A 20,722-nucleotide genomic window follows, 5' to 3' on the forward strand; every position below is an offset into this window, starting at 1 on the left:
CGGAGAGCTAGGCTGGGCGCGCGAGGAAGCGCCGGACCAGCTGCACCCAGTAGCTGGCCGCGATCGGCAGGATGGCGTCGTTGAAGTCGTAGCCCGGGTTGTGGACCATGCAGCCGCCGGTGCGGTGGTGCTCGCCCACGCCGTTGCCGACGATCAGGTAGCTGCCCGGGCAGCGCTCGAGCATGAACGAGAAGTCCTCGCTGCCGGTGAGAGGCGCCAGCTCGGGCAACAGGCCGTCCTCGCCCAGCCAGTCGAGCGCGACCTGCCGCGCGTAACGCGTCGACTCCACGTCATTGACCAGGGCGGGATAGCGCCAGTGGTAGTCCACCTCCGCCGTCACGCCGAGCGTGGCCGCCTGCGACTGCACCAGCTGGGTGATGCGCTCGCGCAGCATGGCGCGGATCTCGGGGCGGTAGGCGCGCACGGTCAGCCGCATCAGCACGCTGCCGGGGATCACGTTCGGCGCATCGCCACCATGGATGGCGCCGACCGACACCACCGCCATCTCGCGTGGGTCCACGTTGCGCGACACGATGGTCTGCAGCGCCACGATGATGTGGGCCGCGGCCACCACCGGGTCGGCGGCGAGGTGCGGTGCGGAGCCGTGGCCGCCACGGCCGGTGACCGTCACCGTGACGGAGTCCGAGGAGGCCATGAACGGGCCTTCCTTGAAGCCGAACTTGCCGGCCGGAAAGCCCGGCATGTTGTGCAGCGCGAAGACGGCGTCGCAGGGGAAGCGCTCGAACAGGCCTTCCTCCACCATGCGACGGCCGCCGCCCAGGCCCTCCTCGGCCGGCTGGAAGATCAGGTGCAGCGTGCCGTCGAAATCACGCTCGCGCGCCATGACGCGGGCTGCCGCCAGCAGGATGCTGGTGTGGCCGTCGTGGCCGCAGGCGTGCATCTTGCCGGGCACCTGGCTGGCGTACGGCAGGCCGGTGGCCTCCTGGATCGGCAGCGCGTCCATGTCGGCGCGCAGGCCCAGGCGGCGCGCGCCCCGGCCCAGCCGCAGCGTACCCACGACGCCGGTGCCGGCCAGGCCGCGGTGCACCTCGTATCCCCACTCGGACAGGCGGGCAGCCACCAGGTCGCTGGTGACGTGCTCTTCGAAGGCGAGCTCGGGGTGGGAATGGATCTGGTGCCTCAGCCTGACCATCTCGGCGGCGACATCGCGCACGGCGGGCAGCACCTTCTCGACGGACTCGGCGGTTTCGATTTCGAACGACATGGCGGCTTCCTTGGCACCAGTCTAGGTCACCCGGGGCCTGCGCGAGCTGAAGGCGGCCTCCGGATGCACAAACGATCGTGGCGTCTAATCCCGCCCCGCCAGCATCCGCTTGGCCGTGTACGTCATCACCAGCTCGTTGCGCTGGTTGTAGACCTCGATGTCCGAATCGACGATGGCGCGGTTGCCCTGGGAGGTGGGCCGGATGCCGGTGACCGTGACCACCGCATGGATGGTGTCGCCGACCCGCACCGGCGCCAGGATCTTCTGCGTCAGCTCGAGCATGGCCAGCCCGGTGCCCTGGATCATCGTCTGCAGGATGAAGCCTTCGATCAGGGCATAGGTCAGCGCGCCCGGGACCGGCCGGCCGCCGATGCCGGTGGACGCGCCCTCGGCCTCGATGAAGATCATCTCCAGCATGCCGGTCACGCCGATGAAGCCGACCAGGTCGGCCTCGGTGACGGTGCGGCGGTAGGTGCGGAAGGCCTGGCCCACCTGCAGGTCCTGCCAGTGGAAGCCCTGGCCGAGCAGGGGCAGTGCGTTCTTGTCGCTCACAGGAAACCTCCTTGCCGGGACGGCTGGGCGGGCTGGGCTTCATCGAGGCCCACCTCGCGCAGCAGTTCGCTCGTGTGTTCCCCCAGCCGCGGAGCCATCGTCACGGGCAGCGCCTCCCGGTCGATCCGCACCGGAGGCGCCGGGAAGCGCACCTTGCCCATGCGCGGGTCGTCGATGGTGCGGAAGAAGTTTGTGGCCTGCAGGTGCTCGTCGTGCTCGAGGTCCTCGAGCCGGTTGACCGGCGCGGCGGGAATCTCCAGCCGGTTGCACACGTCGAGCCACGCGGCCGTGCTGCGGGAGGCGACGCACTCGGCCGCCAGCTCGTAGAGCGCGGCAATGTTGCGCGTGCGCTCGGCCATGGTCGTGAAGCGCGGGTCCTGCGCGGCGTCGGGCCGGCCGGCCTCGAGGAAGAAGCGCTTCCAGTGGGCGTCGGTGTACGCCATCATGCAGACGTAGCCGTCGGTGGTGCGGTAGGGCTTGCGGTGCGTGGCCAGGACGCGCGGGTAGCCGGTGGCGGCCAGCGGCGGGTCGAAGTGGTGCCCGTAGTAGTGCTCGACCAGGTTGAAGGCGGCCATCGACTCGAACATCGGCACCTCCACGTACGACCCCTTGCCGGTGCGCTCGCGCGCGAACAGGGCCGCCAGGATCGCGTGCGTGGCCACCAGGCCGCAGGTCTTGTCGGCCGCGATCGTCGGGAAGTACAGCGGATGGCCCGCCTGCCGGTCCATCAGGTCGGCACAACCCGACAGGCCCTGGACGATGTCGTCGTAGGCCGGCCGGCCGCCGTACGGGCCGTCCTCGCCGAAGCCGTGCAGGCCCACGTACACCAGGCGCGGGTTACGTGCCATCAGCGCGTCGGGCTCCAGCCCCAGCGCCTGGAGCTTCTGCGGCCGGATGCTGTGCATCAGCACGTCGGCGGTATCGACCAGGCGCAGCAGCGCCTCGCGGGCTTCGGGCTTCTTCAGGTCCAGCACCATGCTGCGCTTTCCCCGGTTGACGCCGAGGAAGATGGCAGCCATGCCGGCTTCGGTGCTGGGGCCGGTGTTGCGCGTGGAGTCGCCCTCGGGCGGCTCGATCTTGATGACGTCCGCGCCGTAGTCGGCGAGGTTCTGGCTCGCGTAGGGCCCGAGCACGACGGCGCTCAGGTCGAGCACGCGCACGCCTTCCAGTGGCAGTCTCATTCGATGGTCACTCCGGAGGCCTTCACGACGGTCGCCCAGCGGGCGATCTCCTTCTTGACGTAGGCGCCGTACTCGGCGGGCGTGGAGCCCAGCGGCTCGGCGCCCTGCCCGGCCAGCTTGGCCTTGAGGTCGGGGTTCTGCAGCGCCTTGAGGATCTCGGCGTTCAGGCGGTCGACCACCGCCTTGGGCGTCGCGGCCGGCACCATCACGCCCTGCCAGGCGCCGACCTCGAAGCCGGCCATGCCCGATTCGGCCAGCGTGGGCACGTCCGGGAACAGCGACATGCGCTTGGCACTGGTGACCGCCAGCAGCTTGATCCGCTTGTCCTTGATGAACTGCATCACGGAGTTGATCGTGTCGGTCATGTACTGGATCTCGCCCGCGACCAGCGCCACGTCGGCCGGGGCGCTGCCCTTGAACGGCGCATGCACGGCATCGATGCCATTGGCCTGGGTGAACTGGAACGCGCCCAGGTGGGTCACGTTGCCGTTGCCGGCGGAGCCGTAGGTCAGCTTGCCGGGGTTGGCCTTGGCATAGGCGATGAACTCCTTGACGTTGTTGGCCGGCACGCCCGGGTGCACCACCAGTGCCAGCGGCACCACGGCCGTCAGCGCCACCGGCGCGAAGTCCTTCTCGACGCTGTACGACAGGTTCTTGTACAGCGCCGGGCTCAGCGTGATGGACGACGTGTTGTAGAGGATGGTGTAGCCGTCGGCGGGCGCGCGCGCCACGGCCTGCGCGCCGATGTTGCCGTTGGCGCCGCCCTTGTTGTCGACGACGACGCTCTGGCCGAGCTGCTCGGTCAGCTTCTGGGCCAGCACCCGCGCCACCAGGTCGGTGGGGCCGCCCGGCGGGAAGGGAACGACCATGGTGATGGGCTTGGCAGGCCAGGCCTGCGCGAAGGCGCCCGTGGTGGCGAACAGGGCCGAGGCGGCGCCCAGGAGGATGCGACGGGAAAGGAGCATGGTGGTGTGCCGTTCAGGAGAATTTGGGGGCGCGCTTTTCCACGAAGGCCTTCACGGCCTCGTGGTGGTCGGGTTCCATGTGCGCGATGGCCTGGTAGGAGGCAGAGATCTCCAGCAGCGACTCCAGCGAGGACTGCTGTCCTTCGCGGATCAGCCGCTTGGTCATGCGCAGCACGCCGCCGGGGTTGGCGGCGATCCTGCGGGCCAGCGCCAGCGCGGCATCCATCAGCTCCGCGGCCGGGACGACGCGCGACACGAGCCCGCAGTCCAGGGCCTGCTGCGCGTCCAGCGCCTCGCCGGTGAACGCCATCTCGGACGCCTTGGACAGGCCCACCGCGCGCGGCAGCAGCCAGGCCCCGCCGTCGCCCGGCACGATGCCGACCTTGACGAAGCTCTCGGCGAACGTGGCCTTGTCGCTGGCGATGCGGATGTCGCACATGCACGTGAGGTCGCAGCCGGCGCCGATGGCGGGGCCGTTCACTGCCGCGATGACCGGCACGTCCAGGTGGTAGAGCGCCCTGGGGATGCGCTGGATGCCCTGGCGGTACTCCTCGCGGATCGTCTCCGGCGACAGCTGCTGCTGGAAGTACTTCTGCATGTCCTTGACGTTGCCGCCGCTGCTGAACACCGGGCCTTCGCCCGTGATGATCACCGCGCGGATGCTGCGGTCGGCCTGCACCTCGGCGCAGGTGGCCACGAACTCCTCGGCCGCCGTGTTGCCGGTGAGCGCGTTGCGCGTCTCCGGCTGGCTCATGGTCAGGACCAGGATGGCGCCTTCGCGCGTCTTCTTCAGGAAGCCCATTCGTCTGTCTCCTCAGTCAACATCGGTGGTGGCGCGCACCAGGTCGAGGGCCAGGCCGTCGCGGCGGTCCACCAGTTCCTCGCCCAGCACCTCCTGCCAGTACGACTCGGACCCCGCGGCCTGGCGCCACGCATGCAGGCGGCGCGTGTACAGCTGCAGGTCGAATTCGGCGGTGAAGCCGATCGCCCCATGGATCGAGTGCGCCAGCCCCGCCACCTCCAGCGCGGCCTCGCTGGTGCGCGCCTTGGCGACCGCCACGCGCAGCCGGTCCGGCGCCGCCGTGGCACTGTGGCAGCCCATCTGGGCGGCCATCCGCGCTGCGAACGCGTGCTCCGCCATCACGCTCAGCTGGTGCTGGATGGCCTGGAACTTGCCGATCGGGCGGCCGAACTGCTGCCGCTCGTTGGCGTACTGCAGCGTCCGGTGGAAGGTGTCCATGAGGGCGCCCGACAGCTGCGCCGCCGCCGCGCAGGCCTGCAGGGCCTCCAGGTCGTGCGCGCCCGGGACCTGGCGTGCGCGCGACAGCGCCGCCTCGGTCCATTGCAGGCTGGCATCCAGCGCAAAGACGCCGGGCTCGCTCGCCGCCTGCGCCGTTGGCAGCAGCACCGTTGCCCCATCGATCGCGGTCAGCACCCAGTCGGCCACGCGGCCGAAGGATGTGAAGGCACAGCGGACGCCGCCGGCCTGGCGCGACGTCACCGAGGCGATCGCGATGCTGCCCTGCGGTCGGTCCACGCCCGCCTGCGCGAGCAGCGCGCGGGCCAGCATGGTGTGCGCGAGCGGCACGGGCACGGCCTGCGAGCCGCACAGGGCCAGCAGCGGGAAGACGTCGGACAGCGCGAGCCCGGCACCGCCCTGGTCCTCGGGCACCAGTGCGTCGGCAAACCCGGATTCCTCCAGCTGGGCCCACAGGCCGGCGGGCGACTGCCCGGATTCCACCGCGCGCACGAGCTGCGGCGTGCACTGGTCCTGCAGCAGCTGCCGCAGGGCATCGGAGAGAAGGTCATCCATCTCGAGTCCTTTCAGCGCAGGCCGAGGCCGCGGGCGATCATGCCGCGCAGGATGTCGCGCGTGCCGCCGCGCAGCGAGAACGACGGCGCCGCCTGCGTAACGTAGTTCAAAGTGCGCAACAGCTCCAGCGGAACCTCGTGCGCGGGGCGGCGGAACAGGTCGTCCGCGATCAGCGCCGGAATGGACTGCTCCACCCCGGTGCCCAGGTCCTTGACGAGGGCCGCTTCCACGACCGGGCTGTCACCGCGTGCCAGCTTGCCGGTCACCGCCACCGACATGGCGCGCAACGGGGCGAGCTGCGCGATGATCCGCCCCGCGAGGCGCACCGACTCGGGCGTGCGGCCCTGCGGCGTCCTCACGTAGGCCAGCCATTCGTCGAACAGCACGATGCTGGAGAAGAGGCGCTCGGGGCCGCTGCGCTCGAACGCGAGCTCGGACATCACCTGCTCCCAGCCATCACCTTCGCGCCCCAGCACGGCATCCGCTGCCAGCTGCACGTTGTCGAAGAACACCTCGCAGAAGTGCGAGTCGCCGGACAGGTCGGTGATCGGCCGCACGGTCACGCCGGGCAGCTTCAGGTCCACGATCACCTGCGACAGGCCCTTCTGCCGGTCCTCGCCCGTGCCCGAGGTGCGCACCAGCGCGATCATGCAGTGGCAGTTGTGCGCGTTGGTGGTCCAGATCTTCTGGCCGTTGAGCACCCAGCCCTTGTCATTGCGGGTGGCGCGCGTCTTCACGCTGGCCAGGTCCGACCCGGCATTCGGCTCGCTCATGCCGATGCAGAAATACATCTCGCCCCGGCAGATGGCGGGAATGAAGCTGCGCTTCTGCTCCTCGCTGCCGTACTTCAGGATCAGCGGCGCGCTCTGGCGCTCGGCGATCCAGTGCGAGCCGACCGGCGCGCCGAAGTTGAGGAACTCCTCCACGACCACGTACCGGTCGAACGGCGTGCGTCCGCCGCCGCCGTATTCCTTCGGCAGCGTCAGGCCGAGGAAGCCGCGCTGGCCCAGTTCACGGCTGAGGTTGCTGTCGTAGCCGCCCCACGAGCGGGCGCGGACGTGGGCCGGGATCCGGGTGACCGCGTCCTGCAGGAAGGCACGCACCTGCGCGCGCAGGGCTTCGGCTTCCGGCGGGATCGCCGTCAGGTGCAACGAGTCGAGGGCGCTCACGCGAGCCCCTCCGTTCTGTGCGCCGCCGTGGGTGCGTTCCCGGGCGGCCACGCGGCGAGGCGCGGCTGGTTGCGTATCATGGTTGTCTCCTGATGAGGCGGGCTGCAGGCCCGACGCTCGGACGATAGGGGCCGCCATCGCCCCCGTCCAATACCGATTCATCGGGCAGTGATACCTCGATCGAATCGTGACCACCCCCGCCCTGCGCACCCTGGACCTGCGCCGCATCCGGCACTTCGTCGTGCTGGCCGAGACGCTCAACTACCGCAAGGCTGCCCAGCTGCTGCACATGACACAGCCGCCGCTGACCGTATCGATCCAGAAACTGGAAGCGGAACTGGGCGTGCGCCTGTTCGAGCGCGACGCCAAGGGCGTGCAGCTGTCGCGCAGCGGCCGCGCCGTGCTGGTCGAGGCGCAGCAGATCCTGCAGCACGCCGAAGCCTTCGCCGAAATGGCGACATTGGCCGAGAACGGCCGCGCCGGCGTGCTGCGCATCGGCTTCACCGGCTCCGCGACGCATGGCGTGCTGCAACGCCTGGTGCCGTGCCTGCGCGCCGAACTGCCGAAACTGGAACTTTTACTGCGCGAAGGCTCGTCCATGGGCATCGTGCAGGCGCTGGCCACGGGCGACATCGACGCCGGCTTCCTGTGGACGCCGGTGCTCAAGCCGATGGGCGCCGAATTCCAGATCCTGCAGCGCGACACGCTGGTGGCGGCGCTGCCCAGGGGGCACCGGCTCGCGTCGAAGAAGTCGCTGCGCCTGGCGGACCTGGCGCAGGAGCCGTTCATCCTGTACGACGCGCTGCAGGCCGAAGGCATGCGCAGCGTGTGCATGATGGCCTGCCAGCGGGCCGGCTTCGTGCCGCGCGCGGCGCAGGAAGCGGTGCAGGTGCGCACCGTGCTCACCCTGGTCGAGACCGGCCTGGGCATCGCGCTGGTTCCCGGCGTCGTGCAGCAGCCGCCCAGCGAACTGATCGCCTTCCGGGCGCTGGAGGACCTGCGCGAAGACCGCCCGATCGGCCTGGCGCTGGCTTACCGGCCGCAGCCGGCGCATCCCACCGTGGCCGCGTTGCGCGCGATCGCGGCGCGGGAATTCCCGGTGGGCGACTGACGCGGGTCCGGTCGAACAGACCGCCGCAGCCGCGACGCCGGGCACCATCGTCGAGCAGCAGATCCTGGACAATGCATGGCGCGTGCTGCTGCACCAGGTGGACTCCGCGCGCGACTACTCGCGGCTACCAGGAGACAGGCATGGCACCACCCCCCTTGTTCATCGGCTGCGGCGCCGGCTTTTCCGGCGACCGGACGGATGCGGCCGGTCCCGTCGTGGACACGCTGGTCACGCGCCTGCGGCAGCGCCCCGGCGCCCGTGCCTACCTGATGTTCGAGACGCTGGCCGAGCGCACGCTCGCGCTGGCGCAGCTGCGCCGCAGCAAGGATCCGTCGGCCGGCTACGAGCTGCTGCTCGAAGACCTGCTGGAGCCGGTGCTGGCACGCTGCCTGGAGCATGGCATCGGCATCGTCGGCAATTTCGGCGCGGCCAACCCGCCGGGCGCGGCGCAGGCGATCCACGCGCTCGCCAGGCGGCTGGGCCTGCCGGTGCCGCGCATCGCGGTGATCACGGGTGACGACCTCTCGTCGCCGGAGCACGCGGCCTTGCTGCGCGAACACGCGGGTCCGGAACTGGACAACCTGCAGGTGCTGAGCGCCAACGCGTACCTCGGTGCCCGTCCGATCGCCGATGCGTTCCAGGCCGGGGCGCAGATCGTCGTCGCGGGCCGTGTCGCCGACCCCGCGCTCGCACTCGGACCGGCGATGGCGCACTTCGGCTGGCGCGACGACGACTGGGACCGGCTGGCCGGCGGCACCATGGCCGGCCACCTGCTCGAATGCGGCGCCCAGGTCACCGGCGGCTACTTCGCCGACCCCGGCCTGAAGGACGTGCCGGACCTGCACGCGGTGGGGTTCCCGGTGGTGGAGCTGTTCGAGGACGGCTCGTGCATCGTGGGCAAGGCCGACGGCACCGGCGGCATGGTGAACCTCGCCACGGTGAAGGAGCAACTGCTCTATGAAGTGCACGACCCGGCGGCGTACCTCACGCCGGATGTGGTCGCGGACATCACACAGGCGCAGGTCGAGGCGGTCGGCGAGAACACCGTCGCACTGCGCGGGGTGCGCGGCCACGCGCGGCCGGCGACGCTCAAGGTGAACGTCTTCCACGATGGCGGCTGGCTGGCCGAGGGCGAGATCTCCTATGCCGGCCCGCGCGCCGCGGACCGCGCGCGCCTCGCGGCCGACGTGCTGCGCAAGCGCCTGCCGACCCTGGCTGTGCGCTATGACGTGATCGGAGTGAGCAGCGTGTTCGGCGACGACGCCGGCCGCACGCTCGCCGCCCTGCCCTCCCCGGGCTCCGGCACGGGGCCGCGCGACGCGCGGCTGCGCGCGGCGGCCGCGCACCCGGACAAGCGCGAGGCGCAGCGGCTGGTGCGCGAGGTCACGGCGCTGTACACCTGCGGACCGGCGGCCGGCGGCGGCGTCCGCACCGCGCTCACGCCGCGGCTGAACAACCTGTCGTGCTATGTGCCGCGTGAGCGCGTCACGCCGGCCTTTCACCTGGCCGGCGAAGGAGACCAGTGATGGACAGCTTTCCGCTCTGGCGCCTCGCCCATGGCCGCACCGGCGACAAGGGCGACCGCTCCAACATCAGCGTGATCGCCTGGGAGCCGGCGTTGTGGCCGCTGCTCACCAGCCAGGTCACCGAAGAGGCGGTGCTGCGGCAGTTCCGCTGGCGCGCGCCGCAGCGCGTGCAGCGCTTCCTGCTGCCCCAGCTGCAGGCGATGAACTTCGTGGTCGACGGCCTGCTCGACGGCGGGGTGAACGAGGCGCTGAACCTCGACTCGCACGGCAAGACGCTGTCGTTCCTGCTGCTGGAACTGCCGGTGCAGGTGCCGGCCGACCTGCAGCCGCTGCTGCGCGGCTGAGGGCACGGCCGAGCGCGCGTGCCGCCGGCACGGCGCGCCCGCAGGCGCGTCAGTCGGCCTTGATCTTCGCGACGCGGATCAACTGGCCGACACGCTCGTATTCGACCGGCACGAACCTGGCCAGCGCCGCGGCATCGCCGTCGGCCACGGTCACGCCGACGTCGCCGAGCTTGCTCACGACCTCGGGCTGCTTGAGCGACCGCGCCAGCGCGGCCGACAGCTTGGCGGTGACGTCCTTGGGCGTCTTCGCCGGGGCGAACAGCGCATACCAGGCGGTGAACTCGAACTGGGGAAAGCCCGCCTCGGCGAAGGTCGGGACGTTCGGCAGGTCCGGCAGGCGGGACGGCATGCCCACGGCCAGCGCACGCACCTTGCCGGACTTGACCAGCGGCATGGCGTTGGTCGCCGTGTCGAAGATCACCGGCACGCGGCCGCCGATGAGATCCATGATGTGCGCGTTGCCGCCCTTGTAGGGCACGTGCGTCATCTGGATCTTTGCGACCGACATGAACTGCTCGCCGGCCAGGTGCAGCGGCGAGCCGTTTCCGGACGAGCCGTACATCACGGCCTGCGAATCCTTGCGCGCGGCGTCGACCACGTCCTTGAGCGTCTTGTACGGCGACTCGTTGAACGTGATCGCGATGATGGGCGCCCGGCCGATCATGCCGACCGGCTCGAAGGCCGTAAGGGGGTCGTAGTCGGCCTTGAGCAGGTTGGGGCTGGCCGCGTGCGTGGCCAGGCCGCCGACCAGGAGGGTGTTGCCGTCGGCCGGTGCGCGCGCGACGATGCCGGCACCCAGCAGCGCGCCCGCGCCGGGCTTGTTGTCGATGAGTGCCGTCGTGCCCAGGGCCTCGCCCATCTTCTGGCCGATCAGGCGGCCGAGCATGTCGTTCGCGCCGCCCGCCGGATACGGCACGACGAAGGTGATCGTCTTGCCCGGGAAGGTGGACTGCGCCTGCGCGGCCTGCCACGGTGCGGCGGCGAGTGCGAACGCCGCACACGCGGTGGCGAGGACGCGGCGGCGCGCCCGGGACGGAAGCTGGTGGTTCATGGGTGTCTCCTGGTGGGTATGGAAGCTTGCACGGGGCCGGCGATCCGGTTGTGGGCCGGCAGGGCGCGCCCGGCCATCACGTCGACCACGTTGCGCGCGGTGGTGGTCGCCACGCGCAGCGCCGACTGGCGCGTGACGCCCGCGATGTGCGGCGTCAGGATCACGTTGGCCAGTTCGCGCAGTGGGCTGCCGGCGGGCAGCGGCTCGGTGGCGAAAGTGTCGAGGCCCGCGCCGGCGAGATGGCCGCTGCGCAGGGCCTCCACCAGCGCCGCTTCGTCGACCACCGCGCCGCGCGCGGTGTTGACCAGCAGCGAGCCCTTCTGCATGCGCGCCAGTTCGCGAACCCCGATGAGTCCTCGCGTCGCGTCGGTCAGGGGGCAATGCAGGCTCAGGATGTCGACGCGCGGCAGCAACGCTTCGAGGTCGCGCTCGCACGGGAAGGCATCGGCGTCGCCCGAGCGCCGCAGCACGACCACCCGTGCGCCGAGGGCTGCGGCCAGGTTCGCGGTCGCGCGCCCGATCGCTCCGTAGCCGACGATGCCGACCACCGAGCCGCGGAAATCGCGCCCCTGCCAGCCCGCTCCCTCCCAGCCGCCCGCCCGGACCTTGCGGTCGAGTGCCGGCAGCTCGCGCACGAGGGACAGCATGAGGGCCAACGCGTGCTCGGCCACCGCATCGGCGTTGGCACCGGCGGCGACCGCCACCGCCACGTCGAGCCGCTGCGCGGCCGCAAGGTCGACGCTGTCGATGCCGGCGCCGTTCTTGGCGATCACCTTCAGGCCGCGCGCCGCCTCGAGCACGCGTGCCGTGAACGGCCGCGAGCCCCGCAGCACCACCGCATCGACGGGGCCGGCACGAAAGCGGCGCAGCAGCGCTTCCTCGTCGATGGGCTCCTGCATGAACTCGATGCTGGCGCCGGCTTCCCGCAGGATCTGCTGCGCCTCCCCGGCCAGGGCCGGCGCCGTGACGAGGACCGTGAACGCGCCCATCAATCCGGCTTCACGTTCGCATCGCGGATGACGCCCGCCCACAGGCGCGACTGTGCGTCGATCCAGGCAGCGAATTCCTCGGGCGGATTGCCGAACGGCTCCAGCCCCAGGCCCCGCATGCGCTCGACGACGTCGGGTTGGCGAAGCACGGCGGCGATGGCCGAATGGAGCTTGTGGACCGTGTCGCGCGGCGTTCCGGCGGGGGCGAAGACGGCCTGCGAAATCCAGGACTCGAAGCCGGGAAAGCCGCTCTCGGCCACGGTGGGAACCTGCGGCAACTCGGGCAACCGCTGCAGCGAGGTCACGGCCAGCGCCTTCAACCGGCCGCTCCGGATCAACTGCGAGACCGTCGCGTAGCCGGTGAACAGCAGGTCGACCTGGCCGCCGGCCGTGTCGTTGATCGCCGGGCCGGCGCCCTTGTACGGCACGTGCGTGATGGGCAGGCCGGTGGCGGCCTTGAACAGTTCCGCGGTGAGGTGGGTGCTGGTGCCGTTGCCGCTCGATGCGATCGACAGCGGCGACGGCCGCGCCTTCTGCTGCGCGACCAGTTCGGCCAGCGTGTTCGCGGGCAGCCGCGTGGGGGCCACCAGCACATTGGCGAACTGCGCCAGGCTCGTGACCGGCACCAGGTCCCGGGCCGTGTACGGCAGCTTCTGGTAGAGCGACGGAGAGATCGTCGCGACGCTCGCATCCGCGAGCAGGACGACGCTGCCGTCCGGCGCGGACTTCGCCACCGCCGCCGCGCCGAGCGTTCCGCCGGCGCCCGGCCGGTTGTCGATGAGCACCGGCATCTTCAGGCTCTCGGCGAGCCTGAGCTGGATCAGGCGGGCCAGGACGTCGGAGCCGCCGCCGGGCGCGAACGGCACGACGATGCGCAGGGTGCGCTCGGTTGCCGTCTGCGCCTGCGCCAGGCCGCTGGCCGCCAGCGCCACGCCGGCGAGGCACGTGAAGGCCTGACGCCGCGTCGCGCGATCGAAACTCATGTGCCGTCTCCTGTCGTTCTTCGTCGGGGCCCCCGGGCCTTGCTCACGGCCCCAGGTGCCAGGGCACGAACCGCCGCCCTGGCGAAGATTGTTCATGGCGGCTCCATAACAGACAAATCCAGATTGCGAATGACTTCATGCAGCGGGCGTTAACTATGATGGCGGCATGGCCCAGATCGATCGCGTGCTCCGGTCCAACATCAAGCTGCGCCACCTGCAGCTGGTGGTGGCCCTCGACCAGTTCCGGCACCTGGGGCGGACGGCCGAGTTCCTGGCGGTCAGCCAGCCGGCGGTGTCCCGCATGCTCGGTGAGGTCGAGAGCATGCTGGAGCTGACGCTGTTCGACCGCTCCACCCGGGGCACCGAGCCGACGGCCGCCGGGCTCTCCTTCGTTCGCTTCGCACGCAGCGTGCTGGCCGACTATGAGCGAACGCGGGATGAAATCTCGGCCGAGCAGAGCGGTGCTGCCGGCCGCACGCGGGTGGGCTCGATGGTGGTGTCCCTTCCGACCCTGGTCGGGCCGGCGGTGGAAATGCTCAAGCGCAGCGCGGCGCAGGCCACCGTGCTGGTGGAAGAAGGCGACCTCACCCAGTTGCTGCCCAAGCTGAGGCTCGGCGAAGTGGACCTGTTCGTGGGGCGGCTCGAGCCGGGCTACGCGTCGCCCGACCTCGTGACCGAGGCGCTCCACAAGGAACCCATGGTGGCCGTCACGCAGCCGAACCATCCCCTGGCCGGCCAGGCCCGGGTCACCTGGCCCAGCCTGGCCAACCACCCGTGCGTGGTCCCGCCTCCCTGGGCGTCGTTGCGGGTCAAGCTCGAGCAGCAGTTCTTCAAGCATGGCCTGCAACCGCCGGTCGACATTGTCGAGACGGCCTCGTTCCTGGCGCAGCTGACGTTCCTGCACGAACGCGATGCCGTTGCCTTCATGGCGGCATCCGTCGGGCGCCACTTCGAACGCCTCGGCGTGGTGCGGACCCTTCGCGTGAAGGTGCCCGTGGACCTTCCACCCGTGGGGATGATCACCCTGCGCGGCCGGCGGCTCACGACCACCACCCTGGAGTTCATGCAGTGCGTGCGCAAGGTCGCGAAGAAGCGGGACTGAGCCGCCCCCGGGCCCTGCGGCTGGCGCAACCCCGGCCCGCCGATCGCCATCACGCCCGCTTCGGGATGATTCGGCGGTCCATCAGCACGCCCAGCCAATGCTTCACCGCGACTTCGGTGTCGAAGGTCTCGGTGAAACCGGCCTGCTTGATCTTCACCGTGCTGACGAACACGGGCGGCGGCGGCTCCTTCAGGCCATAGCCGAACCGCAGGTCGGCGGAGTGGTGCGACTCGCCGAGGATCTGCGCCATCGACAGCTTGCGCAGCCCGTGCTTGTCGACGATCCGGTCCCACACGGCCGCGCGGCTGGGTAGATGCTCGGCCAGCTTCGCCGGCCGGTCGGGGCCGGGCTCGACGCCCAGGAACTCGGCCAGCGCAGGCCACAGGTCGCGCCATGCGAACACCTCGCCGTTGGTGAGATTGAAGTGCTCGCCGTGCGCGGCCTTGGTGTGGGTCGCCCAGACGCAGGCCCGCGCGATGAGGCGCACGTCCACGGCTTCGCGCACGAAGGCCAGGTGGCCCGGATAGGCGAACGGCACGCCTTCTTCGCGGCACAGCGCGGCATAGACGCCGATGACCGGAATCGTGTTCATCGCGACGCCGACGTTCGGCCCGATCACGATCGTCGGCCGGAAGATGGTCCAGGCGAAGCCCACCTGCGCCGCCTTCTCGCGGATGTAGTCCTCCTGCAGCCAGTAGAAGTTCGCATGGTCCACGCGCGGATGGCGCTCCCTGGCCGGGATGCGCATCGGGCTCAGCTTGACCGCGTCGCCGACCTTCGTCGGCTGGATGCCGTAGGCCTTGGTCCCCTGCAGCAAGGTGAAGTGCTCCAGCCGCGCGACCCTGGACAAGGGCTCGACGACGTTGCGCAGCATCCGCCGGTTGGTTTCCATCTGCCGCGGGTCGGTCCAGCCCGGGATGAGCCCCGGCATCTCGTAGACGGCCGTGTAGACCACGTGCGTGACGCCGCCGAGCTGCCCGAACGCTTCCTGGCAGGCTTGCTCGTCCTGCAGGTCGACCGGCAGGTGCGTGAACGCGCGCGTACTGAACACCTCCGGCTTGCGCCGGGACACCGCCACGACATCCCAGCCGGCATCGAGAAACGCATCGACGGCCGCCGTTCCGATGAGGCCGCTGGCCCCGACAACGAGGACGGTCCCGGCCATCAGTCCGCCGTGATCTTCGTGCTGGCGAACAGCGGCTTCCAGCGCGCGAATTCGCCGGCGATCATCTTCTCGAACTCGGCCCGCGACAGGCCGGACGCATCGATGCCGAGCTGGTCGAATTGCGCGCGGACCTCGGGACGCTGCACCACCTTCGCGAGCTCTGCCTGGAGGCGATCGAGGACCGGCCCGGGCGTTCCGGCGGGCGCCAGGATGCCGTACCACGCGCCGGACTCGGCGCCCGGCAAGCCGGCCTCCGCCACGGTGGGCACACCCGGGAGCTGCTTGGCGCGCTTGGCGTCCGCAATGGCGATCGCACGCAGCTTGCCGCTCTCGACGTGCGCGCGGATCGGCGGCACGCCGCTGAACAGCACCTGCACGCGGCCAGCGAGGACGTCGGTCACGGCTTCGGCGTTGCCCTTGTAGGGGACGTGCAGGATGTCTGTCTTGGTGAGATAGCGGAACAGCTCTCCCGCCAGGTGCCCGCTCGTGCCGTTGCCCGCGGACGCGTAGCTCACCTTGCCCGGGTTGGCCTTGATGTAGGCGATCAGTTCGGACAGCGTCCTGGCCGGCACGTCCGAATTGACGAGGACCACGTTCGGACCCGTGGCGAGCAGGATCACCGGCGTCACGTCGCCCGGCGCGAAAGGCATGCTCTTGCGCATCATCGGGTTGAACACCAGCGGACCCGGCGAGGCGAACCCGATCGTGTAGCCGTCCTTCGGCGCCTTGGCCACGAAGTCGGTGCCGAGGTCGCCGCCGGCGCCCGGCTTGTTCTCGACGACGACCGGCTGGCCCAGCTGCTCCGACAGCGGCTTGGCGACCAGGCGCGCAATGATGTCGATCGAGCTGCCCGCGCCGTAGTTGGAGATCAGGCGGATCGGCTTGTTCGGATAGTCCTGCGCGGCGGCGAGCGGCGCGATGCCGGCCGCGAGGAGCAGGCAGGCGATTCGGCGGGTCAGTTTCATGGTGTCTCCTGGATGGGGATGCCCCCGGTCACGAGTGCGAATACATGGCACGTCCCGCCACCGGCAGGCGCACGCGCAGGATCGCGCCCTGTTCGGATTCCGTCATGTACAGCGTGCGGCGGTCGTCGCCGCCATAGGCGACGTTGGTGGTGCGGATGCCGGCGTTCGAGCGGATGCGGTACAGCGGCTCGCCGATGCGGCTGAACACCCATGCGGTTCCTGCCCCCGCGTGCACGACGACCAGGTTCCCGGCTTCGTCGAGAGCCAGGCCGTCGGGTCCCGTGGCACCGGACAGCTGGATGAAGCGGCCGGCCTTCTTCATGCCGCCGTAGTCCGGCTCGATGGGCAGGCTGAAGATGGCGTTCTCGCGCGTGACGGCGACGTACAGGATCTTGCGCGCCTCGTCGAGCACGAGCCCGTTCGGCCCCGCGAGCCCGGACATCAGCAGGTCGACGGTCTTGCCGTCGGCGCGCAGGCGCAGGACGCGGCCGGAAGGGTCTTCCAGCGCGCTCTCGCCCTGGTCGGTGAAGTAGAGGTCGCCATTGGACGCGAAATAGAGGTCGTTCAACCCCTTGAGCCCCTCGCGGCGGACGTTGCCCATCAGGAGGTCGATGCGGCCCGACCCGGGCACGTGCACCATCAGGCCGTGCCGGTGGTCGGCCACGAACACACGGCCGTCGCGGTGGATCTTCAGCCCGTTGGGCTCGCCGTCGTACTGCAGCATGACCTCGAACTCGCCCGCCGGCGTCACGCGCAGCAGCCGGCCGTGCGCGAGGTCGACGCACCACAGGTTGCCCTCGCGGTCGAACGACGGCCCTTCCAGGAAGGAATGCATCTTCACGTGCCGGTCGGTCAGCCATTGCGATGGCCGGTCGGTCTGGTGCAACGCCGGCGGCAGCCGGGCGAAGACTTCGGTGGTCAGGATCTCGGCGGGTGGAAACATGGTGCTGCTCAGTCGTCCGGGAGTTCGATGCCGAGCACGATCGCGCTCAGTGTCTTGCCGTGCGGGTCCAGGCGCAGCGAACGCGTCACGCCGCCGGCCAGTGCCTTCTCGATCACGAAGTTCAGTGCGCGCAGGTTCGGCACCTCGTACCGCGTGACCGGGCCCTGGGCGAGATGCGCATAGGCGGCCATCACGCGTTCCGCCGTCAGGTGCTGGCGGATCCGCTGCCAGCCGGCGTCGTCGTAAGCGATCACGGCCACGTTCGAGGTGTTGCCCTTGTCGCCGGAGCGCGCGTGGGCGAGGTCGTGCACCCGGGTGCTCGTCATCACTGGTCCCCCCCGAGCACGACGACCTGCGGCTTCACCCAGGAGCGCGGGATCAGCACGGCATCGACGGCGATCACTTCGCGCGCGCCGAGATTCACCGGGCCGCCGGCCGCGTACGGGCCTTGCATGTTCAGCTGGCGCACGTGGTCGCCGATCAGGTCCGCGCTCTTGCGGTCGGGGCAGCGCGCGGCGACCCGCAGGCGCACCTCGTACGGCTCGGGGCGGTCCTGCGCCCGGCCCGTGTCGCCGTGCAGGGCCGTCATCCCGATCAGGTCGACCTGGATCTCGTCGGCCTTGCCGCCGTCGAGGCGGAAGCGCTCCTTGACGACGTCCGCAGCGAGCCGCGCACGCCCGATCGCGTTGATGCCCGCATAGGCGACCTCGCCGGAGCCGATCCAGCCGTCCGTGTAGCCGACCACCACCTTGAGCGTGTCGGTCCGCGCGGACGCGCGCTGCCCGCGCACCCGCACCTGGTCGGGACCGAGCTCCTCGAAGGCTAGGCCCGTGATGTCCAGCACGCAATCGGGGGTGATGTAGCGGGCCGGATCGTGGATCTCGTAGAGCGCCTGCTCGGTGCACGTCATGCGGTCGAGGCGCCCGCCCGAACCGGCGGGCTTGCCGATCACGATGCTGCCGTCGCGTCCGACGTCGGCGAAGGGATACGCGAGTTCGGCCAGGCGCGGCACGTCCTTGCGGCCGGGGTCGGCGAAGTAGCCGCCCGTCACCTGCACGGAGCATTCGAGCAGGTGACCGGTCATGGTGCCGGCAGCGAGCATGGGCAGGTCGTCGTAGGACCAGCCGTGGTGGAACATGGCGACGCCGAGGAACAGCGAGGGGTCGGCCACGCGCCCGGTGAGGACGAACTCGGCCCCGGTCGCGAGTGCGTCGCGCACGACGTCGGCGCCGAGATAGGCATTGGCCGACGCCATGCGGGGCAGCAGGGTCTCGAGCGGGGCGCCGGCCTCGAGCAGCCGCAGCTCGGGATGCGAGCGCAGCAGTTCCGTGACATCGTCGCCGGTCACCGCGGCACAGCGCAGGTCCTGGACACCCACTTCGGCGGCGACGCGGCGCGCCGCCTTCGCCGCCCCCAGCGGATTGGCCGCGCCCATGTTGCTCACCAGGCGCACGCCCTTGTCGCGGCACAGGGGCGCGAACGCGCGCACGCGCTCCTCGAGCATCGGCGTGTAGCCGCCGTCCGGCGCCCGGCGGCGGTTGAGCTGCTCGCGCGCGATGGTCCGCTCGGCGAGGCATTCGCAGACGAGGTAGTCGAGTTCGCTCGTCTGTAGCAGCTGAACGCCCGGCGCGATGCGGTCGTCTGCCATGCCGGCGCCCACGCCGATGCGCACGCTGTTGCCGTTCCGTGATGCTGGCGTCATCAAGTCTCCGTGTTCCTGCTGATGCGCTCGTATTCGCGCGCGATGTCGGCGGCCACTGCGGCCATCGTGGATGCCAGTTCGCTGGCAGCGGCCTCGTCCAGGTCGCCGCGCGCAATGACATAGTCGAGACTGCCGATCACGCGCCGCTCGGCACCGAGCAGGATGGGCACGGCAATGCCGACGAGATGTTTCGCATCCGCCCGGCGGCTCAACGCGTAGCCGCGCTTGCGAACCGTCGCCATCGCGGCGCGGAAATCGTCCCAGCTCCTGCCCAGCCCCGCACGCGCGATCTGGTCCGCACTCGACAGGTAGGTGCGGCGGATCCGCTCGGGCGACAGGTGCGCCAGCAAGGCCAGCGAACCCGCGCCCCGGAAGAGCGGAAACGGCAGGCCGCGCTCCCGGTTGAGGACATACGACTTGCCCTCGTACCGCAGTTCGTCCGGACCCTTCTTGTAGATGCACAGCACCTGGTCCTCGCGCGAGAGCTCCTGCAACTGGTACACGCAGTCGTCGGCGCGCAAGGGCGCCAGCACGGTCGCGCCAGCCTGGTACAGCGGGTCGGTGATGCGCAGCAGCCGTTCGAGTTCGACGATGCGCGGCCCGAGCGAATACCGGCCCTCGGGCCGCGATGCGAGCAAGCCGGCGGCGCAGAGTTCACGCACGTAGCGGTAGGCGGTCGAACGGGTGTAGCCCAGACGCGCGGCGATGTGCTCGACCCGCAAGGTGGACGTCGACGGACCGAACAACGCCAGGACGTCGACGGCCTTGGCGATGCTGGACGCCGATTCATCCGCGCCAGCGGGAAGGTCGTCGTCGACGTGGTCCTGCAGTTCCATCGAAATCCAGTCTATTGGAAAACTCGGTAGATTTCCAAATACTGGGATTTCACTTCGGGTTTACCCTGGCGCGGCGCAGGCCCCGCGGGCCCGCAGCTCAGGTGTCGTCAGCTGGCAGGCGCGCAGGGTCGCGGCCGCCTCACGGACTTCGCGTCAGAAGTCGTACAGCCGGCCGGGGTTGTCGACCAGGATGCGCTGGCGTTCCGCGGCACTGGTCCAGCGCCCGAAGATGTCCAGCTGGGCGCCGTCGTCCACCGGATGGAAGGGGTCGGTTCCCTCGCGCTCCCGCGGCCGGCCCGGAAACGGCCCGGTGTGCGGCCAGTCGGTCCCCCACAGCATGCGCTCGGGGTTGGCGTCGATCAGGGCGCGGGCGAGCCACTGGCCGTCCTGTCCGTCGGCCCGGTCGAGGATGCGATACGGCGCCGACAGCTTGACGTACACGTGTCCGCCCTGCACCAGCGCCAGCAGGTCGGCCAGCCCGGGCTGGTGCTCGCCCGCCGCCGGATCCGCCAGCCCGAAGTGGTCGACGACCAGGGGCACCGGCAACTCGCGGATCACCCCGCGCAGCGCGGCGATGACCGGCAGCGTGGTGTAGGTCTGCACATGCCAGCCCATGCCGGCGGCGAGCGCCGCCGCGGTCCGGATCCCCTGCTCGGCGCCCCGGGGGTCGGTGCGGCCGTACGACTGCAGGTTGACCCGCAGGCCTCGCACGCCGGCGCGATGCAGGGCCTGCAGTTCGCTCGCCGGCGTGGCCTCGCGGACCACTGCCACGGCGCGCGCCTGCCGGCCCATGCCGTGCAGCTGTTCCAGGGCATCGAGCACGCAGGCATTGTCGAAGCCCTGCGGACTGGCCTGGACGATGACCAGCCGCGAGATGCCGATGCGGTCGTGCAGCGCCACGACGTCCTCGACGCTCGCCAGCCCCGGGGCGAATGTCCGGTCGTCCGCCAGCGGGTAGCGCTCGCGCGGGCCGAAGATGTGCAGGTGGCAATCGCAGGCGTCTTTCGGCACCTCGAAACCGGGGCGGCCATGGAAGGCCCCCAGCACTGGCTTGTCGCCCGGCTGGGCCGCACGCACGCGGTAGTTGTAGTCCTTCATCG

Annotated in this window: 21 protein-coding genes; 4 read left to right on the plus strand and 17 right to left on the minus strand. The window is 70.5% G+C overall.

Annotated elements, in window-relative coordinates; translation table 11 throughout:
- Positions 1-7 precede the first annotated feature (7 nt).
- The 7 genes from GON04_RS04985 to GON04_RS05015 all read right to left on the minus strand — a co-directional run bounded on the left by GON04_RS04985 (position 8) and on the right by GON04_RS05015 (position 6,905).
- Positions 8-1,225, minus strand: a complete 1,218-nt coding sequence (locus tag GON04_RS04985) for a M20 aminoacylase family protein (RefSeq protein ID WP_157396846.1) — start codon at positions 1,223-1,225, stop codon at positions 8-10.
- A gap of 84 nt (positions 1,226-1,309) precedes the next feature.
- A complete protein-coding gene (locus GON04_RS04990) occupies positions 1,310-1,777 on the minus strand; it encodes an FAS1-like dehydratase domain-containing protein (protein WP_181653896.1) in 468 nt (155 codons plus the stop codon).
- Positions 1,774-2,958 (minus strand): CaiB/BaiF CoA transferase family protein, encoded by a 1,185-nt coding sequence (locus GON04_RS04995; protein WP_157396847.1) that lies wholly within the window; start codon positions 2,956-2,958, stop codon positions 1,774-1,776. Before GON04_RS04995 ends, GON04_RS04990 begins: the two co-directional genes overlap by 4 nt.
- Positions 2,955-3,923, minus strand: a complete 969-nt coding sequence (locus tag GON04_RS05000) for a Bug family tripartite tricarboxylate transporter substrate binding protein (RefSeq protein WP_157396848.1) — start codon at positions 3,921-3,923, stop codon at positions 2,955-2,957. Before GON04_RS05000 ends, GON04_RS04995 begins: the two co-directional genes overlap by 4 nt.
- A 13-nt stretch (positions 3,924-3,936) precedes the next feature.
- Positions 3,937-4,725 carry a crotonase/enoyl-CoA hydratase family protein gene (locus tag GON04_RS05005; RefSeq protein ID WP_157396849.1) on the minus strand — a complete coding sequence of 263 codons (789 nt, stop codon included), beginning with the start codon at positions 4,723-4,725 and terminating at the stop codon, positions 3,937-3,939.
- Positions 4,726-4,737: 12 nt separating this feature from the next.
- Positions 4,738-5,736 carry an acyl-CoA dehydrogenase family protein gene (locus GON04_RS05010; RefSeq protein WP_157396850.1) on the minus strand — a complete coding sequence of 333 codons (999 nt, stop codon included), beginning with the start codon at positions 5,734-5,736 and terminating at the stop codon, positions 4,738-4,740.
- An 11-nt stretch (positions 5,737-5,747) separates the two neighbouring features.
- The gene (locus GON04_RS05015; protein WP_181653897.1) at positions 5,748-6,905 is read right to left on the minus strand and encodes an acyl-CoA dehydrogenase family protein; all 1,158 of its coding nucleotides are present in this window, start codon (positions 6,903-6,905) and stop codon (positions 5,748-5,750) included.
- A 187-nt stretch (positions 6,906-7,092) separates the two neighbouring features.
- Between GON04_RS05015 and GON04_RS05020 the strand changes: the two genes are divergently transcribed.
- From GON04_RS05020 to GON04_RS05030, 3 genes are all read left to right on the plus strand, one after another.
- A complete protein-coding gene (locus GON04_RS05020; RefSeq protein ID WP_338050893.1) occupies positions 7,093-8,016 on the plus strand; it encodes a LysR family transcriptional regulator in 924 nt (307 codons plus the stop codon).
- Positions 8,017-8,156: 140 nt separating this feature from the next.
- Entirely contained in the window at positions 8,157-9,542 is a 1,386-nt protein-coding gene (locus GON04_RS05025; RefSeq protein ID WP_157396852.1) for an acyclic terpene utilization AtuA family protein, read from the plus strand.
- Complete coding sequence (locus GON04_RS05030; protein WP_157396853.1) at positions 9,542-9,886, plus strand: AtuA-related protein; 345 nt, start codon at positions 9,542-9,544, stop codon at positions 9,884-9,886. The genes GON04_RS05025 and GON04_RS05030 overlap by 1 nt, the downstream gene beginning before the upstream one ends.
- A 49-nt stretch (positions 9,887-9,935) precedes the next feature.
- On the opposite strand, the gene GON04_RS05035 is transcribed toward GON04_RS05030, so the two are convergent.
- From GON04_RS05035 to GON04_RS05045, 3 genes are read right to left on the minus strand one after another with little or no spacing between them, the layout of a single operon-like run.
- Positions 9,936-10,937: a Bug family tripartite tricarboxylate transporter substrate binding protein gene (locus GON04_RS05035; protein ID WP_157396854.1), complete on the minus strand. Its 1,002-nt coding sequence runs from the start codon at positions 10,935-10,937 to the stop codon at positions 9,936-9,938.
- Complete coding sequence (locus GON04_RS05040) at positions 10,934-11,926, minus strand: NAD(P)-dependent oxidoreductase (RefSeq protein WP_157396855.1); 993 nt, start codon at positions 11,924-11,926, stop codon at positions 10,934-10,936. Before GON04_RS05040 ends, GON04_RS05035 begins: the two co-directional genes overlap by 4 nt.
- A complete protein-coding gene (locus GON04_RS05045) occupies positions 11,926-12,909 on the minus strand; it encodes a Bug family tripartite tricarboxylate transporter substrate binding protein (RefSeq protein WP_157396856.1) in 984 nt (327 codons plus the stop codon). Before GON04_RS05045 ends, GON04_RS05040 begins: the two co-directional genes overlap by 1 nt.
- A 166-nt stretch (positions 12,910-13,075) precedes the next feature.
- Here GON04_RS05045 and GON04_RS05050 point away from each other — a divergent pair, with 166 nt between their 5' ends.
- Positions 13,076-14,011: a LysR substrate-binding domain-containing protein gene (locus GON04_RS05050; protein WP_157396857.1), complete on the plus strand. Its 936-nt coding sequence runs from the start codon at positions 13,076-13,078 to the stop codon at positions 14,009-14,011.
- 49 nt (positions 14,012-14,060) lie between these two features.
- On the opposite strand, the gene GON04_RS05055 is transcribed toward GON04_RS05050, so the two are convergent.
- From GON04_RS05055 to GON04_RS05085, 7 genes are all read right to left on the minus strand, one after another.
- The gene (locus GON04_RS05055; RefSeq protein WP_157396858.1) at positions 14,061-15,176 is read right to left on the minus strand and encodes an SDR family oxidoreductase; all 1,116 of its coding nucleotides are present in this window, start codon (positions 15,174-15,176) and stop codon (positions 14,061-14,063) included.
- The gene (locus tag GON04_RS05060) at positions 15,176-16,141 is read right to left on the minus strand and encodes a Bug family tripartite tricarboxylate transporter substrate binding protein (protein WP_157396859.1); all 966 of its coding nucleotides are present in this window, start codon (positions 16,139-16,141) and stop codon (positions 15,176-15,178) included. Before GON04_RS05060 ends, GON04_RS05055 begins: the two co-directional genes overlap by 1 nt.
- Positions 16,142-16,169: 28 nt before the next feature.
- The gene (locus GON04_RS05065; RefSeq protein ID WP_157396860.1) at positions 16,170-17,084 is read right to left on the minus strand and encodes an SMP-30/gluconolactonase/LRE family protein; all 915 of its coding nucleotides are present in this window, start codon (positions 17,082-17,084) and stop codon (positions 16,170-16,172) included.
- 8 nt (positions 17,085-17,092) lie between these two features.
- Positions 17,093-17,410 (minus strand): AtuA-related protein, encoded by a 318-nt coding sequence (locus GON04_RS05070; protein WP_157396861.1) that lies wholly within the window; start codon positions 17,408-17,410, stop codon positions 17,093-17,095.
- Positions 17,410-18,786: an acyclic terpene utilization AtuA family protein gene (locus GON04_RS05075; protein WP_157396862.1), complete on the minus strand. Its 1,377-nt coding sequence runs from the start codon at positions 18,784-18,786 to the stop codon at positions 17,410-17,412. Before GON04_RS05075 ends, GON04_RS05070 begins: the two co-directional genes overlap by 1 nt.
- Positions 18,786-19,622, minus strand: coding sequence for an IclR family transcriptional regulator (locus GON04_RS05080; protein WP_157396863.1), 837 nt, complete (start codon positions 19,620-19,622; stop codon positions 18,786-18,788). Before GON04_RS05080 ends, GON04_RS05075 begins: the two co-directional genes overlap by 1 nt.
- A 153-nt stretch (positions 19,623-19,775) precedes the next feature.
- Complete coding sequence (locus GON04_RS05085) at positions 19,776-20,720, minus strand: amidohydrolase family protein (protein WP_157396864.1); 945 nt, start codon at positions 20,718-20,720, stop codon at positions 19,776-19,778.
- Between the last annotated feature and the right edge of the window lie 2 nt (positions 20,721-20,722).

The organism is Ramlibacter pinisoli, assembly GCF_009758015.1.
GTDB lineage: Bacteria > Pseudomonadota > Gammaproteobacteria > Burkholderiales > Burkholderiaceae_C > Ramlibacter > Ramlibacter pinisoli.